General features: G+C 66.0%; 21 protein-coding genes. 18 read left to right on the top strand and 3 right to left on the bottom strand.

All coding sequences use genetic code 11. From position 1 onward, the window contains the following. Positions 1-5: 5 nt before the first annotated feature. From ACW0Q9_RS09555 to ACW0Q9_RS09540, 4 genes are all read left to right on the top strand, one after another. The gene (locus ACW0Q9_RS09555) at positions 6-1,076 is read left to right on the top strand and encodes an ImmA/IrrE family metallo-endopeptidase (RefSeq protein WP_456179718.1); all 1,071 of its coding nucleotides are present in this window, start codon (positions 6-8) and stop codon (positions 1,074-1,076) included. 289 nt (positions 1,077-1,365) lie between these two features. Beyond that, positions 1,366-2,730, top strand: coding sequence for a DNA cytosine methyltransferase (locus ACW0Q9_RS09550; protein WP_456179717.1), 1,365 nt, complete (start codon positions 1,366-1,368; stop codon positions 2,728-2,730). Further along, positions 2,702-3,793, top strand: a complete 1,092-nt coding sequence (locus tag ACW0Q9_RS09545) for a hypothetical protein (RefSeq protein WP_456179716.1) — start codon at positions 2,702-2,704, stop codon at positions 3,791-3,793. Before ACW0Q9_RS09550 ends, ACW0Q9_RS09545 begins: the two co-directional genes overlap by 29 nt. Further along, the gene (locus ACW0Q9_RS09540) at positions 3,769-4,320 is read left to right on the top strand and encodes a very short patch repair endonuclease (RefSeq protein WP_456179715.1); all 552 of its coding nucleotides are present in this window, start codon (positions 3,769-3,771) and stop codon (positions 4,318-4,320) included. The genes ACW0Q9_RS09545 and ACW0Q9_RS09540 overlap by 25 nt, the downstream gene beginning before the upstream one ends. A 768-nt stretch (positions 4,321-5,088) precedes the next feature. Here the strand turns inward: ACW0Q9_RS09540 and ACW0Q9_RS09535 are convergent. Then, positions 5,089-5,565 carry a hypothetical protein gene (locus ACW0Q9_RS09535; protein WP_456179714.1) on the bottom strand — a complete coding sequence of 159 codons (477 nt, stop codon included), beginning with the start codon at positions 5,563-5,565 and terminating at the stop codon, positions 5,089-5,091. A gap of 313 nt (positions 5,566-5,878) precedes the next feature. Here ACW0Q9_RS09535 and ACW0Q9_RS09530 point away from each other — a divergent pair, with 313 nt between their 5' ends. Then, positions 5,879-6,427: an HD domain-containing protein gene (locus ACW0Q9_RS09530; RefSeq protein WP_456179713.1), complete on the top strand. Its 549-nt coding sequence runs from the start codon at positions 5,879-5,881 to the stop codon at positions 6,425-6,427. Here the strand turns inward: ACW0Q9_RS09530 and ACW0Q9_RS09525 are convergent. After that, entirely contained in the window at positions 6,424-6,891 is a 468-nt protein-coding gene (locus ACW0Q9_RS09525) for an NUDIX hydrolase (protein ID WP_456179712.1), read from the bottom strand. The two genes, ACW0Q9_RS09530 and ACW0Q9_RS09525, sit on opposite strands and share 4 nt — an antisense overlap. A 3-nt stretch (positions 6,892-6,894) precedes the next feature. Next, the gene (locus ACW0Q9_RS09520; RefSeq protein WP_456179711.1) at positions 6,895-7,638 is read right to left on the bottom strand and encodes a DUF5919 domain-containing protein; all 744 of its coding nucleotides are present in this window, start codon (positions 7,636-7,638) and stop codon (positions 6,895-6,897) included. 165 nt (positions 7,639-7,803) lie between these two features. On the opposite strand from ACW0Q9_RS09520, the gene ACW0Q9_RS09515 reads away from it, so the two are divergent. The 13 genes from ACW0Q9_RS09515 to ACW0Q9_RS09455 form a co-directional block, all read left to right on the top strand. Next, entirely contained in the window at positions 7,804-8,124 is a 321-nt protein-coding gene (locus ACW0Q9_RS09515; RefSeq protein ID WP_456179710.1) for a hypothetical protein, read from the top strand. Positions 8,125-8,417: 293 nt separating this feature from the next. Then, the gene (locus ACW0Q9_RS09510; protein ID WP_456179709.1) at positions 8,418-9,305 is read left to right on the top strand and encodes a hypothetical protein; all 888 of its coding nucleotides are present in this window, start codon (positions 8,418-8,420) and stop codon (positions 9,303-9,305) included. Positions 9,306-9,308: 3 nt separating this feature from the next. Then, positions 9,309-9,458, top strand: coding sequence for a hypothetical protein (locus ACW0Q9_RS09505; protein ID WP_456179708.1), 150 nt, complete (start codon positions 9,309-9,311; stop codon positions 9,456-9,458). Positions 9,459-9,543: 85 nt separating this feature from the next. Beyond that, entirely contained in the window at positions 9,544-10,407 is an 864-nt protein-coding gene (locus ACW0Q9_RS09500) for an FtsK/SpoIIIE domain-containing protein (protein WP_456179707.1), read from the top strand. Then, the gene (locus ACW0Q9_RS09495) at positions 10,404-10,604 is read left to right on the top strand and encodes a hypothetical protein (protein WP_456179706.1); all 201 of its coding nucleotides are present in this window, start codon (positions 10,404-10,406) and stop codon (positions 10,602-10,604) included. Before ACW0Q9_RS09500 ends, ACW0Q9_RS09495 begins: the two co-directional genes overlap by 4 nt. After that, positions 10,601-10,810, top strand: a complete 210-nt coding sequence (locus ACW0Q9_RS09490) for a hypothetical protein (RefSeq protein ID WP_155329807.1) — start codon at positions 10,601-10,603, stop codon at positions 10,808-10,810. The genes ACW0Q9_RS09495 and ACW0Q9_RS09490 overlap by 4 nt, the downstream gene beginning before the upstream one ends. A gap of 84 nt (positions 10,811-10,894) precedes the next feature. Continuing rightward, complete coding sequence (locus tag ACW0Q9_RS09485) at positions 10,895-11,341, top strand: DUF6197 family protein (RefSeq protein WP_456179705.1); 447 nt, start codon at positions 10,895-10,897, stop codon at positions 11,339-11,341. Further along, a complete protein-coding gene (locus ACW0Q9_RS09480; protein WP_456179704.1) occupies positions 11,338-11,637 on the top strand; it encodes a hypothetical protein in 300 nt (99 codons plus the stop codon). Before ACW0Q9_RS09485 ends, ACW0Q9_RS09480 begins: the two co-directional genes overlap by 4 nt. Next, a complete protein-coding gene (locus ACW0Q9_RS09475) occupies positions 11,634-11,978 on the top strand; it encodes an RRQRL motif-containing zinc-binding protein (protein ID WP_456179703.1) in 345 nt (114 codons plus the stop codon). Before ACW0Q9_RS09480 ends, ACW0Q9_RS09475 begins: the two co-directional genes overlap by 4 nt. A gap of 70 nt (positions 11,979-12,048) precedes the next feature. Next, positions 12,049-12,342, top strand: coding sequence for a hypothetical protein (locus ACW0Q9_RS09470; protein ID WP_456179702.1), 294 nt, complete (start codon positions 12,049-12,051; stop codon positions 12,340-12,342). Next, complete coding sequence (locus ACW0Q9_RS09465) at positions 12,332-13,036, top strand: hypothetical protein (protein WP_456179701.1); 705 nt, start codon at positions 12,332-12,334, stop codon at positions 13,034-13,036. The genes ACW0Q9_RS09470 and ACW0Q9_RS09465 overlap by 11 nt, the downstream gene beginning before the upstream one ends. After that, positions 13,033-13,299 carry a hypothetical protein gene (locus tag ACW0Q9_RS09460; RefSeq protein WP_456179700.1) on the top strand — a complete coding sequence of 89 codons (267 nt, stop codon included), beginning with the start codon at positions 13,033-13,035 and terminating at the stop codon, positions 13,297-13,299. Before ACW0Q9_RS09465 ends, ACW0Q9_RS09460 begins: the two co-directional genes overlap by 4 nt. After that, positions 13,299-14,512, top strand: a 1,214-nt coding sequence (locus tag ACW0Q9_RS09455; protein ID WP_456179699.1) for a replication initiator, incomplete at its 3' end; no start/stop codon positions are given. The genes ACW0Q9_RS09460 and ACW0Q9_RS09455, both read left to right, overlap by 1 nt.

Genomic DNA, 14,512 nt, shown 5'->3' with positions numbered 1-14,512 from the left:
TAGGGGTGTCCGTGGCGGAGTCTTTCGATCTTCAGCGCCTCAGTGACGGTCGGTATCTCACCCTTCACGTGCAAGCGGCAGTCAAGCGACTGTGTGACAATCTTGAACAAATCAAACCCGGGGCTGTAAGTCGTCTGCAGTCCGACGCGTGGCAAGAGGTTTCGAGCTGGCCAGAAGTAGTTGTTCGTGAGATATCGGCGGACATCGCAGGTGACTGCTCGGTTGCGGGGCATTGCAACCTGATCCCGACGCCGGCCGAAATCACGGTTGTGCGAGAGGCTAGTCACGGGCGGCGCGCTTTTACCCTCCTTCACGAGATCGCGCACTTTCTTCAGCAGAATGACGAACCGTGGACGGACGAAGCGCTCTCCGGACAACCCGACTTTGGCCGTCGCCTGGAGGAACAGGTGTGCGATGCGTTCGCGGCCGAGGTTTTGCTTGGAAGCGATTTGCCCGGCCGCGTTCTTGGCGACTCTCCTATAACCGCCTCCTCAGTGCATCAACTGTTTGAGGCTAGCCAGGCGTCGCGGTCAGCATGTTGTGTGAAGGTTGCGCAACTCCTGCCTTGCGAAGGCTGGGTCCTACTCACGGATCTTAATGGCATTGTGCAGTTCGCTGCGGTATCCGGCAATCGGGTGCCGCCTCGCCGCGGGACATCTCAAGGTCCTGATCACGTCTCCCAAGTCGCGGGCCGGATCGGCACCTCAAGACAGGAAGATTCCTGGGTCACATTCCCTAGCGGCAAGCAGTGGCGTCCGCTGTATGCCGACTCGGTCCGTGACCCATCATTTCGGTACGTGTACACGGTGCTTACAGACGATGTTCCGCCGTGGCTTCCGTCCTACACCCAACGGCGACGGGCTCCAGTGGACACCGACTGGGACTGTCACGTCTGTGAAGCGGTCTTCAACACTCGACCGCCAGCTTGCGCCAGGTGCGGCCAACCTGCGTGCCCGCGATGCGGGATGTGCGCCTGTGACCAGCGCGCCCACGAGAGGCTTTGCGAGCGGTGCTTCCTCGTGCAGGGGATAGCGATGTTCGACGGCTCCTCGTCGGTATGCCGCGACTGCTCCTGAGGAACCTGAACGAGCTCTGGAAGCCAGTAACAGCTCCCTTCCGTGGGGCGCGTCCGGGCAGGTCGCGGACACCGATGTATGCCAGGCGTCACGGTACGGCGCGTCGGGACGACCACCCAGCGAGCCTGTCGTACGGTTGTGCGACGGTCAGGGAGGCTTCCGGCGGGCCGACTGATCAGGTCGCCAAGTTCGATGTCGACGCGAGCGGCCAACATCGGCTAGCGTGCGGACGTGAACGACCGGGGGCCCCTTTGCTGTTCGTAGTGGTCCAATAGCCAGGGGGTAGTCAGTGGTTGAGCAGCCGAAGTCAAACCGGCGCCCGGCCTCTAAACGGCGGCGGCCACTTACGGTCGTTGACCTGTTCGCTGGGGCTGGCGGCCTATCTGAAGGCTTCCGCCGGGCCGGCTATTCGATTAAGGCCGGTAGTGATTACGACCCCGATGCAGCCGCAACGTACCGACGCAACTTCCCGCGTGCAAAGACAATCGTTGGCGACGTACGAGAAGACTCCATTCGCGAAGCCATCCTTGATGCCGCCCGCGGCGTCGATGTCGTAATTGGCGGGCCTCCCTGCCAGGCTTTCTCGCAGGTTCGCAACCATACCCGCATTATCGACGACCCCAGGAACTCCCTCTATCGAGAGTTTGTGCATATCGTCGGGGAAGCGCGGCCTCGGGCGTTCTTGATGGAGAACGTTCCCGGCATGGCCCAGATGGGCGTCAAGGAGCAAGTTGCGCAGGATCTTTCGCTTGATGGCGAATACCTGGTGGAACCACAGCTTTGTGACGCTGCAGACTTCGGTGTTCCTCAAACCCGGAAGCGATTGCTCTTTTTGGGAGTCCACCGATCCCTTGGCGTCTCCCCTCCAACTATGGCCGGGACCGGTGTTACCTCACTTGTAACCCTTAATCGTCATGCCGGTGAGGATATTCGTTACGTCGTCTCAAGCCGAGAACATCTGGGTGCGAACCTCGCCGAGGCTCTTGCCGACCCCTTCGACACTACGGCTGTTACTGCATCTCAGGCAATCAGCGATCTCATTAAGCTGACAGCGGGCCGCCAGGACGACTTGTTGCAGGAGGGGCTTCCGCCAGCCGAGTCTGCATACCAAGAGCTCATGCGCAGTGGTATCACCCCGAACGAGCTAGTTCAGAACGTTAGTGTTCCCAGGGTTCTTACTGATACTGCCATGCGTTTGAACGGGATCCCTGCAGGAGGGAATCACCGAGATCTGTCTGAAGAGTTGCTGCAGCGTTACCTGTCGGGCGATAAATGGGGACCCCACAATGGGAGTGGCCGGATGAGTCGCCGGCACTACTATGCATACCGCCGGCTTCACCCGGACATTTGGGCATGGACGCTGAACACGAAGGCGGATTCGGTCTACCACTATTCCCAGGCTAGGTGCCTTAGCGTTCGCGAATTCGCACGCATCCAGTCCTTCCCAGACGCATTCGTATTTACGACCGACGAGCGAAAAGGCCCGATCGAGGGGCGTATCGACGGCGGCGCTGCGCACTCGCGATACCGGCAAGTCGGTAACGCCGTCCCCCCGTTGCTAGCTCTCGCTGCTGCTAAGCGAATCGCTGCCCGCATTCGGGCATCATCCCTGGAGGACACCAGCCTTGACGCAACTACCCCTCGGATTGGATGATTCCGCGCCGATTATTGAAAGGCCGTTCGGCGAAGAGAACCGCAATCGTTTGTTGGAGGAGTATTTCGCCTCGCACCCAACGGTAACGGCAGAGAACGCTTGGCGCCACATCTATCACCTTCTCATGTGGCTCGACTCCACAACGGGGCTCGCTCACTGCTACGAGTCCGACAAGTGCCAACCTGGACGCCCCTGGTACGCCCGATCGTTGGCATTTCACTCATGGCTCGCTCGCGCCCTGGGCGTGGCAGCCATGGAGCTCGACAGCCATGTGGACTTTCTCTTCAAGCGGGCAACGCTCGACTTAGCCAGAGCCGCCGAGGCCCGACAAGAGCAATACCGTGCACAGGCAGAGGTTCAACGCGCGGTTTACGCGGACAATCCAGTCCCGATACCTGGCGAGGACCCAGAGCTTGTGGAGATCGTCACAAGTATCCTGCGCCCATGGCTTGGGCCCGAGGAGCCTCCGGCCGAAGCATGGCAGAATCTGTCGCGCCGCGTGCGGGCGTATGTGAGCCAAGAGAATAAGCGCAAGAACCTCGTGGGGGAGGGATTTGAAGACACTTTAGCGGCGATCCTGTTGCGAATTGGCGGCGTCGCAGAGCGTTATCAGATCTATGTCCGACCCAATCTTCATCATCTGCCTGGCTTCTATCCGCCCCGTGAGGGCGACAAGACTCGTCAGGTAGATCTCGCGCTAGTCCGACGCGGCGACAACCACCGAACGCTCGTTACCTGCAAGTGGTCGGTTAGGTCGGACCGCGAGGAGCAGTTTGCCACGGACTTTACCGCGTATTCGCGACTTGAGTCGTCGAGGCGCCAATTCGACTACGTTCTCGTTACCAACGAGTTCGACCCAGCGAGACTCGCCGCCGCTTGTGAGGTCATGGAAGGCGCCAACCTGCTTTTTACCTCCGTGGTCCACGTCAATCCGGCGGGTCCCCTTGCGGCATACGATGCTCCAGTGCCGTCGGTCGGTCGTGGCATCGAGCGTGCGCGTGGGCACGTGGCCTCCGGTCGTCTAGAAGGTGTCGAGGATTGGCTAAGAAGGCTTTCGAGATAACGTCAGTCGACAAGGAGCTGCGGGCCACAGAGCGGAGGCAACGTGCTCGCAAGCTAGGAATCACGCCTACTCCTTCGTCAGAGGGCCGGTCTCGGAACATGCAGGCGATCCGTAGGGCGGACACGAAACCGGAGGTCCGCCTTCGCGCAGCCCTGCACCGGGCGGGCCTCCGGTTCCGAAAGGACTACCCACTGCGGCTAAGCAACGGCAGCCGAGCCCGGCCAGACGTTGTCTTCACTCGGCGGAAGGTTGCTGTTTTCTACGACTCGTGTTTCTGGCACTCGTGCCCAGAGCACGGCCGGCCTCCCGCGGTGAACGACTGGTACTGGGGCCCGAAACTGGCTCGTACAGTCGAACGCGACTTGCAGACGACGCGGAGGCTGCAGGATGACGGTTGGCTCGTGCTGCGCTTCTGGGAACACGAATCCATCGAGGAGTCCGCGCGACGAATTGTCGAGGAGGTCGGTTTACGAGGTCAGCCAGCGTCGATGCTTAGTCAAGCACGGCTTGACGCGAGCCGACTCTGAGGCCGTGGTGGGGATGCGGCGCGTGTACCCCGGGCAGGCACCTGGCCTGCCGGCAACGCCGGCCCGAGGGGTCGCAGAGGCTCCGGGGTCAAGGGCGGCCCGTAGGGCCGTCGCGCAGCGACGCGAAGCGCCCTTGACCTTGGAGGGGCGGCCCCGCACACTCCGCGCCGCATCCCCGCCATGGCCGGCGGTGACTCGCGCTACGGCGCGGCGGTGCGACGGCCGCCGCGCCCGGCCGGCTGCCGGCCCACCACCTCACCGGTCAACGGTCTGTCGTTCTGCGGCGGCCCTCCGGGCTTTCCGCTGTCCGCGCCAGCCGCCGGGCGTCAGGCGTGTCGGCCGCAGAGCGTCAGCGGCAGCGGTCGGCGCGCGCCCTGGCGGCGGCGCGTGCGGCCCGTTGCGGGCCGCCTTGAAGACGTACAGAAACTTTGAACAACTTCGCCGGCAGCCGGGCGGTCGAACGTGTGTTCGATTAGGGTGCTGGCGTGGAGGTACGTGGCCGCTGGTGGAACGGGTCCTGGGGGCGTCTGGCTCGGCGGGATATCTGGCTACTGTCTGACGGTCGACGCTGGCATGTACGTGGCCGGCTCGGAGGTGACGGCGGGCAGGAGGTCTCCTACGACTTTCTTGACGAAGCGTCCGCTCGGTCGATGGTCCGCCGGATGATGAGGGCTTCGGCGGGGACTTGGCGCGACCTGACGGAGGCGGTCCGGCAAGAGGCCAACCGTCGACAGGCTCACTAGGCGCACCACCTTTGGCCGCCTGTCTTCAGCGACAGGCGTCTGCTCGGACGTGCACGCCACACCACCTCGGCAGGTCGGCCGCCCAGACTCGCCAGCCGCCGGCGTCTCGCCGGGCCTCGAACCGCCACGGGTGAGCCGTCCCGCTGAGGCTCGTCTGTCCGCTCCACCAGATCGCGCGGACCTGGACGGTCACTCTCGCGCGGTCGTCGTCCTGGTCCTCGACGTCAATCGGGCCGACCGTCTCAAGCTTCGACGGGACCTCGGCGCGCTCCATCTCGCCTCGATACTGCTGCCACTGTCGCAGCAGCTCGTCATGTCGCCTGTCGGCCAGCACCCGCGACAGCCCAAGATGCTCCCCGCTGCTCATCTTGAGCACGTAGACGTTCACCGCCGCGTCCGGCGCGGCCTCACCTCGCCCTGCCTCGGCCTGCTGCCGAACGGCCCACGACACCGGCACGGCCACGATCCCGGTACACAGCACGGCCACGAGTGAGAGAACCACCCACGGCCAATGGCGCGGCGATCGAACCAACGGTCTACCTGCCGCCGCTCGGCGACCCGGCAGCGCTGGCACCTCCCCTGGTCCCATACACGGAAATATATGCGCCTGGCGGGATTCCTAGCCATCGCCGACCTTGCCTCCCGCGGTACGTCCATCGCACGTCGGGGAGCCCCTGCCGTGCGTCGATCGCCTCGACCGGCCGAGGCCACGATGGTTCTCCCACACAACACCGCCCCCCTGAAACCGAAATTTGGCCAGGCAGCCGACCGGATAGGCAGTATTCGGCAGACGCAGCCGGGGCTATGGTCTAGGCATGTCGCTCGTCCCGTGGGCCTATGAGGTGTCCCGCCAGAACCTTTCAGGTACGTTGCCTCGCAGATGGGCTCACGTTCGGGGTGTTGCCCTAAAGGCACGCACCCTTGCTGCGGCTGTTGGTGATGACGCCGCCCTGCTGGAAGCCGCCGCGATTCTTCATGATGTCGGCTACGCACCTCACTTAGTGAAGACGGGCTTCCATCCGCTGGATGGCGCGATCTACCTCCAAGGCTTGGACGCACCGGATCGCCTGGTGCACCTGGTCGCACATCACTCCTGCGCCGTTAGGGAAGCTCGTTTACGGGGCCTGGAAGGACAGCTTGCTGCCTTTCACGACGAAGGCGGTCCGGTCAGAGATGCGTTGTGGATGTGTGACCTCACCACAACGCCCGACGGAGAGCCTACGGACTTCGCGAGCCGGGTTGCCGAGATAAAGGAGCGGTACGGTCCGGGTGACCTGGTTACGGTCTTCATTGACAGCGCCCAGCACGACCTATCCGAAGCGATAGCTAGGACGAACAGCCGACTCCAAGCGGTCGCCGGCTAACCGATGTAGGGAACGCCGCCCTTTAGGCCATGTTGGATCCGCAGGAGCATCGATGGGTGGATCGGCAGACGCTCCATGGCCTCTGGTTCGACCCACCTCACCTCTGATGACTCATCACTGGTTCGAATCGTGCCACCAACCGGTTTCGCGCGTAGACATACAGAGAACTCCTGCCGCACTTCTCCGTTGTCGTACGCAATTACGTGAGCTGGATCGGAGTAAATGCCGGAGATGCCGGTGAGCTCAACGCGTAGACCCGTCTCCTCCTCAACCTCCCGCCTGGCTGCTTGGGCAGTGGATTCGCCGACGTCCTGCGCTCCTCCTGGCAGCGCCCAAAGGCTGTTGTCAGATCGCTTGATGAGGAGGACGCGTCCGTCTTCGTCTTGCACGAAGACGGTCACAGCCACCACAAGAGAGTTGGCCTTCGGTGCGTTGGGATCGTTGAGGTAGTCAGTCTTGGGCACCTGCTAGGCCCTACCTTCCTGTGGCGTCGAAGACTCCCAAACCGCTTCGAAGCTGTCTGCGTAAGTGTCGAAGAGCCCGTAGGTGGCTGTCTTTCGGAGGTGCATCGCCGGCGCCATGGGTGCTGTCTTGCCGTAGACATGGGGATTGACGAGCATCTCGTTGTCGAAGCGGTAGATCGAGTTGTAGAGCACAGTGGAGTGAGTTCTCATCTCGATGTTCTGCACGTTGCGGAGCGGCCGGAAGAAGGCGCTAGCGTGATCGATCTTCGCTGAGATCGTCTCTCGCCCGATCCCTTCATCAATGCTCCGCTGCTTCACAGCGTCGCTTTCGCGGTCCCCGAGCAGGATGCGAATCCTTGTGCCGGCGCTTGCCTTCCTGCGTAGCCGATCTAGGAGATCAGGCTTCTCGGTGAGGAACATTCCGACGTACACAAGGATGCCGACTTGAGCCGTCGCCCCGTCTAGGAGTCGGTCCCAAAGGTTCGGCGGAATCGCTCCTCGTGTGGAGTAGAACTGCACCATGCCTGCCGAGTCCGCCGCCTCGACAGCAGCTCTTCTCGCTCCTGGCCAGAGGTAGTCCTCATCCTCTTTCAGCCTCTTCGCGATTCTGAAGCGCGTACGGGGATGCGGGACTCTGCCGCCGAGCCAGCGACTCACGGTCTTGACATCGCACTCAGTCAGGAGCGCCAGCTCGGCCGGCGAGACGCGGGCCCGTTCAAGCGCATCTCGTAGACGCTCGTTTGCCATTGCCGCTCCCGGATTGCTTGGGACGTTTTTACCACTATAAACGTCCCAAGCGTCACCGCAAGGCCGTTCCGGCGTCACCTCCGTCGATATGTGCTTGAGGTGCGAGCGACAAGCCCGCAGGAGCAGTCGTCCACAGGGGACGCGCTCAGACACAGGAGGTCTGTTGTGAAGCTGTACGTGGACACCGCGAGCAAGCAGGTCCAGGTGACGAAGGACCCGGAGCCGAAGAACGACCAGAACGGCAACCAGCGGTCGGAGAAGAACACCGGCCGGCCCATGTGGTCCACCCAGGTCTTCGTTCTCGACGAGACCGGCGGCGAGATCATCACCATCACCACGGCGGGTGAGAAGCCGAGCGTGACGGTGGGACAGCTCGTCGCCGTCGAGCAGTTGGAGGCCATTCCGTGGGCGACCAACGGGCGCAACGGCGTCGCGTTCCGTGCGATCTCGCTGAAGCCGAAGGCTGGCACCTCGGCGGCCAAGTAGGTCCCTGGCTCACCTGTACTGCGTGAGCTTCTGGTGTTCGACGCGCTGGGGCGCGAAGCGGCCTGATGGTCCGCTGAACAAGTGAAGAACGGTCCGGGAGTGGTTCCGACTCCTACGCTCCCGGCCCGGCCACCACGCTCGGTGGTGGCGCCCCGCAAGAGTTGGCGCGGGGTCGGTCCGACTCCTACATCTGCCGACCCCGTGCCCTCCAACTCATCGACCCACTGATGGGAGGACTCGTCGTGTCCAAGTCTAGCCCCCGCCGCCCGTTCGGCGGCAGAAGCAACCAGACGGTGACGGTGATCGAGGCACGCGTTCACCGGTCCTCGGCGCGGAACGCCCGGTTGGCGTTCATCCTGACGGCGGTCATCGTCGGCCTGCTCGCAGCCGTGGTGGCCGCTTCCTACATGCACCCGATCCTCGCCCTGTTCGTCGGCGTCCTCGTCGGCCTGCCCCTGGGCGGCATCGTCTGGGTGCTCGTGCGGATCTGGCCGGTGCTGCGGCTGCTGTGGTGGTGGAGCACCGAAATCAGCGCCGTCACCATCGGCGGCTACTGCTGGACGCAGTTGGCCAACCACACCTCAACCCTGGTGATGCTGCTCGTCGTCGCCCTGGTCGTCGGCGTCCCCGCCGCCATCCCGGCCAGCCGCCGGCGAATCGTCGCCTGGACCTGGTGCCTGGTCGTGCGGCATCGGCTGCGCGTGTGCTTCGCGCAGTTCATCATCGCCAACCAGTCCGGCAGCCTCCCGCTGATCTTGTGGGCCCGTCCGACTCCGGTCGGTGAGCGGGTCTGGGTCTACCTGCGCCCCGGCCTATCGGCCAAGGACCTCGAGAGCCGCCTCGACAAGATCGCCGTGGCCTGCCACGCCTCCACCGTGCTGATCGAACGCGCCTCCGAGCGCACCGCCGCGTATCTGCGGTTCGACATCAAACGCCGCGAGGTGCTCACCGCCAACGTCGGCTCGCCGCTGGTCGACGTCATCGACCCGACCACCCCCACCGTCGAGCAGGCACCGGTGACGGTGCCGACCGCCCTGGACCTGCCGGACGTCGAGGCTCCTGTCATCACCCTGCCGACGCAGGGCAAGCCGGCCGCGAAGAAGCCGGCCACCACCGCCAACGGCAGCAAGCCCGCGGCTTCGTCGTCCACGGCTGAGGACGACGTGTCGGACTGGATCTGAGCCATGACGCAGATCGAGTACGACGAGGCCACCGACGGCTTCTACTTCCACTGCTACGACTGCGGCTGCGACGGCCGCACGTGGGACTACCGCCGTGACGCCGAGCTCGATGCCGACCGGCACGACGAGATGCACGACGACGGCGTGATCTGACCCCTACCCAACCGGTGCGCGAGGAGCCCTGCGGGCTCGTTCGTGTGGCTCCTCGCGCCCACTTTCCGCCCGAAGGAGGGCACTCATGACCACCACGGCACCCACCCCAAACAGCGGGGTTCCGGTGGGGCCTGGCCTGTCGATGTTCGACCCCATCTTCGTCGGCATCGACGAATTCGGTCAGCCCGTCTACATCACCCTCGCCTACCGCAACCTCCTCGCCGGCGGCGAACCCGGCGGAGGCAAGTCAGGCCTCTTGAACACCATTGCCGCCCACGCCGCCCTGTCTGTGGACTCCCGGCTCGTGCTGCTCGACGGCAAGCTCGTCGAACTCGGGCAGTGGGAGGACTGCGCGGACGCGTTCATCGGCCCGGACATCACCGCCGCCCTGACCGTGCTCAAGCGGCTTCAGGTCGTGATGAACAACCGCTACGCCTGGCTCCGCGCCCACGGCCGCCGCAAGCTCACCGCCGCCGACCGCCTCTCCGTCATCACGGTCCTGGTCGACGAAATCGCCTTCTACTCCGCCACCGTCGGCACCAAGCAGGAACAGGAAGAGTTCGTCGCGCTGCTGCGCGACCTGGTCGCCCGGGGCCGCGCCGCCGGCATCCCCGTCGTCGCCGCCACCCAGCGGCCGTCGTTCGACATCATCCCCACCAGCCTGCGGGACCTGTTCGGCTACCGGGCCGCGTTCCGCTGCACCACCCCCAACAGCTCGAACATCGTCCTCGGCCACGGCTGGGCCGAGCAGGGCTACTCCGCCACCGACATCCAGCCCACCAACCAGGGCGCCGCGTACCTCATCGCCGAGGGCGGCGTGCCCCGCCGGATCAAGGTCGCCTACCTGACCGACGCGCAGATCGCCGGCATCGCCGACTACGCCGCCTGGATCCGCCGACCGTCCAGCACCCCGACCACCAACCCCAGCGAATGGGAGGCCGTGGCATGACCACACCACTGCACGACTGCGCCGACTACATGGAGGTCGTCGACGCCGAAATCGACAAGGTCACCGGCCACCTGTGGCAGTACCTGCGCTGCACCGCCTGCGGCAAGCGAGACAGCCACATCGACCAGGGCTACTCCGGCCCCATCCCCGACGACGCCGTCTTCTACACCGACCTCGGCTCGGAGGTGACCCCGTGACCACCCGCGAACGCGCCTACGCCAAGGCCAACAACCAGAAGGCCGCGCAGTACGTCGAGCTGTGGATCGTCGCTGTGCCGTCCGAGATCGCGGCCATGGTCCAGGTCGCCTCGGCCAGCGGCCGGCTCGTCTACGCCTCCGCGCCGACCCCGATGGGCGGCGACGACACCCGCCACCGCCGCTACCTGCGGCTGCGCACCCGATAGCCGGTCGACAGGACCAGTAACCCGCCTGGCAGCAGAGCTGGTCCTGCCGACCTCCACCAACAGCCCCGAAAGGACGTGGCTGCCATGAAGGCTACCCAGAAACCACCCACCACCGAGCAGGTCACCCCTGCTGACCTGCTGCGGATGGCTGCCCTCTACTTGCGCCGGCACGGCTGGCACCAGGGCACCTACTACAACGCTCTCTTCCCTGCCGACTTCCTCACCCCGCCGGCCTGCGCCGCCGGGGCCATCGGCATCGCCTGCGCCGGCCGCAAGGTGGAGCACTTCTCCCAGCTCGACGGCGGCACCCTCGCCGACTACCTCGCCACCCTCGCTGCGTTCGTCGACTACCTCGACGCCTTCCACCCGCTGTTCCTCGTCGACGAGGACGGCTTCGTCATCGACGAGCACATCTCCCCCTACTCGTGGAACGACGACCCGACACGCACCGCCGATCAGGTCATCGCCGCTCTTGAGAGCGCCGCGGACGAGTGCGACCGCCTCCACACCCAGGGAGGCGAAAACGCATGAGCACCGTCAAGCACACCTTGACGCGCATTCCGCGATCCCAGCGGCGTCGGGATGTCGTCGAGAACGACGCCTTCGCGGCCTTCGCTCGCCGCATCATCCGCGCCCACGGTCGCCGCGTCGCCACCGGCGACGTCGAAGCTCTCCGCGACCTGGTCGCCCTCTCCACCGTCATCGACGACGCCATCGGTGAGGCCGTGATCGGCCTTCGCGCCTTCGGCTACTCCTGGGCCGAAATCGGTGCCCGACTCGGCATCTCCCGGCAGGCGGCCCAGCAGCGCTGGGGAGGCCAGTCATGACCGTCACCTACCCGGCTGACACCGCCGAGGAATTCCCGACCTATCCGTACCGGATGGCACCTGCCGGCCTCGCCACGCGCCGGCAACTGCGCGCCGCCGGCCTGCGACCCGGAGGGAATCACGCGGTCGCGCAGATCCTCTGGCGGCGCGGCAAGCGCGTCGCCTACCTCTACCGCCTCGACCTCGCCGCACCCAAACGCATCGCCACCCCCGCCCAGCGGGAGGCCATCACCAAAGCCCTGCGCGCCCGGCGCACCTGCCGGCACTGCGGGCTCGTGCAGCCCTACTACATCCCCCGCCGTACCGGCGGCTGCCTCGACTGCATCCCCGGAGGTAACTGATGGGTGTCCTGATCACCTTCGCCCTCGTCCTGCTCATGGGCATCGCCATGGCCTACATGGGCGGTGTCCGATGACCACTACCACCACCAAGCACGCCGCCGCCGAGCGGATGAGCCCCGACGACTACGTCGTCACCGCCCTCGCCGCCGACTTCGCCGCTCGCGGCCCGCTCGCCTTCGAGCAGTTCCTCGCCGGCTACTACGCCGAAGCCCTGCGCATCGTCCACGAAGCCCACCTCGCCGACTGCACCGTCGGCGACGGGCAGGACTGCAACACCTGCGCCGGCATCCGCGTCGGCCTCGCCGGACTCATCGCCGAGCAACAGGTGGTCACCGGCGGGGAGGTGACCGGCCATGGCCGCTGACCGCACCACTGGGAACCGCATCGAGGGCCTGGTCCTGGTCCTCATCCTCCTCACGGTCGCCGGCTTCGCCGGGGCCGCCTCCTTCACCCACGTCAAAGACTGGACCCTCGCCAACTCCCCGGCCGGAACCGGGGCATGGTTCGGCTGGGCCAACGCCGTCATCTCCGAACTCGTCCCCATCGCCTGCCTGCTGACCATCCGCCGACGCCGCCGCAGCGGCGCACCGATCGGCTACCCGCTGTTCCTGCTCATCGCCGCCGCCGGCCTCTCCCTCGCCGCACAGTTGGCGGTCGCCAAGCCCGGCATCTCCGGATGGCTCCTCTCGGCCGTTCCCGCCCTCGCCTTCATGGCGCTGGTCAAGCTCGTGCTCGCCCCGGTCAAGGGCGAGACCCCGACGCCGGCTGCTGCGCCAGCCGAACCGCTCCGTGTCCAGGTGGCCGAGCAGGTCACCACCGAGCCGGCACCGCCGGCCGCCATCACCGCCCAGATCCCGGCCACCGAGCCGGCCCCCACGCCGGCCGCTGAGCAGGTCAACGTCCCTGCCCATCTGCTGCCGATGGCGCGCTTCGCGGCCGTGCAGCACGAACAGTCCACCGGAGCACCCATCACCGCCGCCGAGCTGGCCGACCGGCTCGACGTCACCCCCGCTGTCGCCGGACACATCCTGTCCACCATCCGGGGTGGTGCCCGATGACCATTCACCTCGTCGACATCGAACAGACCACCCACACCTGTCCCGCCCACGATGGGCCGCACTCGTTCGACATCCGCCGCACGCTCGTCGACGTCATCCCCGGCGGCCCCTGCCGCAACCCGATCACCATCCGGTGCGGCGACACCTCTGTTCAGATTCCGTGTCATCGGCATGAGCCGGCCAAGCGCCAGTGCGGCGCCTGCCGGGTCATCGTCACCGAACGCACCATCACCACCCGCCACCTCGACGAGGTGCGCGCCTGATGGCGTCGACGCTGGACCTCACACCCCGGACCAACGCCCGGGGTGTGGGCTCGAACGCCGACACCACCGCCCCGGTCTACGACTACACCGCCGCCGGCTCCGCCTTACTGCGCGCCGCCCAACCCGACTACTACGGCTGGCTGGAACACGTGCGCGCCGCCGCTGGCTGCACCCGCCCCATCCGGCTCGCCGGGCAGATCCTCACCGTCGAGTCGTCGACGGGACGAGTGTTGGACCAGCGGCACACGGACGCCATGCCGGACGCCGCGATCTACACCGCGTGCGGGAACCGCCGCGCCACCGTGTGCCCGTCCTGCGCGCAGACCTACCAGCGGGACGCCTTCCAACTCCTGCGCGCCGGCCTGGTCGGCGGCAAGGGCGTCCCCGAGACCGTCGCTTCCCATCCGGCGGTGTTCGCCACCTTCACCGCGCCGTCGTTCGGCCCGGTTCACGCCCGGGTAGTCAAGCGCCACACCTGCCGCAACCGCCGCCGCTGTGACTGCCGCGCCGAACCATGCCACGCCCGCCGTGACGTCGGCGTCTGCGAGCACGGCCGGCCGGCCGTCTGCTGGGCCCGCCACGAACCGGGTGACGCGGTGCTCGGGCGGCCGTTGTGCCTGGACTGCTACGACCACGACCACCAGGTCGTGTGGAACCTGTTCTCCGGCGAGCTGTGGCACCGCACCAAGCAAGCCGCGGAACGCTACCTGGCCAAACTCGCCCGCCGCCGGGGCATCCCCCGCGTCGAGGTCGTCACCGACTCCGGCAACATCCGCAAGGTCTCGCCCGTACGGCTGTCGCCCGGCAAGGTCGCCGAGCTGCAAGCCCGGGGAGCAGTGCATTTCCACGCCATCGCCCGCCTTGACGGCGTTGACGGCCTGGACCCCGACGCGGTCGTCCCGCCACCGGCCGGGTTCACCGTCACAGACCTCATCGACGCGCTGCGGCACGCCGCCGACCAGATCGCCTTCCACACCCCCGCCCACCCGGACCGGCCCGAGGGCTGGCCGATCGCCTGGGGCGACCCGGACAAGGGCGTCGACATTCGACCGATCAGCACCGCCGGGAACGGTGAGGTCACCGATGGCATGGTCGCCGGATACCTTGCCAAGTACGCCACCAAAAGCACCGAGGCCACCGGGCACACCAGCACCCGCCTGACTGCGGACACCATTGGCGACTTCGCCGACCCCGACGGCGACCACACCGCCCG

It is taken from the genome of Micromonospora sp. I033 (assembly GCF_053890995.1).
The sequence above is the reverse complement of the archived record's forward strand: the minus strand, read 5'-3'. Positions and strand labels throughout refer to the sequence as shown.

Bases quoted from the DNA above. Each gene is read 5' to 3' on its own strand.
- ACW0Q9_RS09530 (WP_456179713.1), top strand. From the start codon at position 5,879: ATGTCGCTCGTCCCGTGGGCCTATGAGGTGTCCCGCCAGAACCTTTCA.
- ACW0Q9_RS09520 (WP_456179711.1), bottom strand. From the start codon at position 7,638: ATGGCAAACGAGCGTCTACGAGATGCGCTTGAACGGGCCCGCGTCTCG.
- ACW0Q9_RS09505 (WP_456179708.1), top strand. From the start codon at position 9,309: ATGACGCAGATCGAGTACGACGAGGCCACCGACGGCTTCTACTTCCAC.
- ACW0Q9_RS09500 (WP_456179707.1), top strand. From the start codon at position 9,544: ATGACCACCACGGCACCCACCCCAAACAGCGGGGTTCCGGTGGGGCCT.
- ACW0Q9_RS09495 (WP_456179706.1), top strand. From the start codon at position 10,404: ATGACCACACCACTGCACGACTGCGCCGACTACATGGAGGTCGTCGAC.
- ACW0Q9_RS09485 (WP_456179705.1), top strand. From the start codon at position 10,895: ATGAAGGCTACCCAGAAACCACCCACCACCGAGCAGGTCACCCCTGCT.
- ACW0Q9_RS09480 (WP_456179704.1), top strand. From the start codon at position 11,338: ATGAGCACCGTCAAGCACACCTTGACGCGCATTCCGCGATCCCAGCGG.
- ACW0Q9_RS09475 (WP_456179703.1), top strand. From the start codon at position 11,634: ATGACCGTCACCTACCCGGCTGACACCGCCGAGGAATTCCCGACCTAT.
- ACW0Q9_RS09470 (WP_456179702.1), top strand. From the start codon at position 12,049: ATGACCACTACCACCACCAAGCACGCCGCCGCCGAGCGGATGAGCCCC.
- ACW0Q9_RS09465 (WP_456179701.1), top strand. From the start codon at position 12,332: ATGGCCGCTGACCGCACCACTGGGAACCGCATCGAGGGCCTGGTCCTG.
- ACW0Q9_RS09460 (WP_456179700.1), top strand. From the start codon at position 13,033: ATGACCATTCACCTCGTCGACATCGAACAGACCACCCACACCTGTCCC.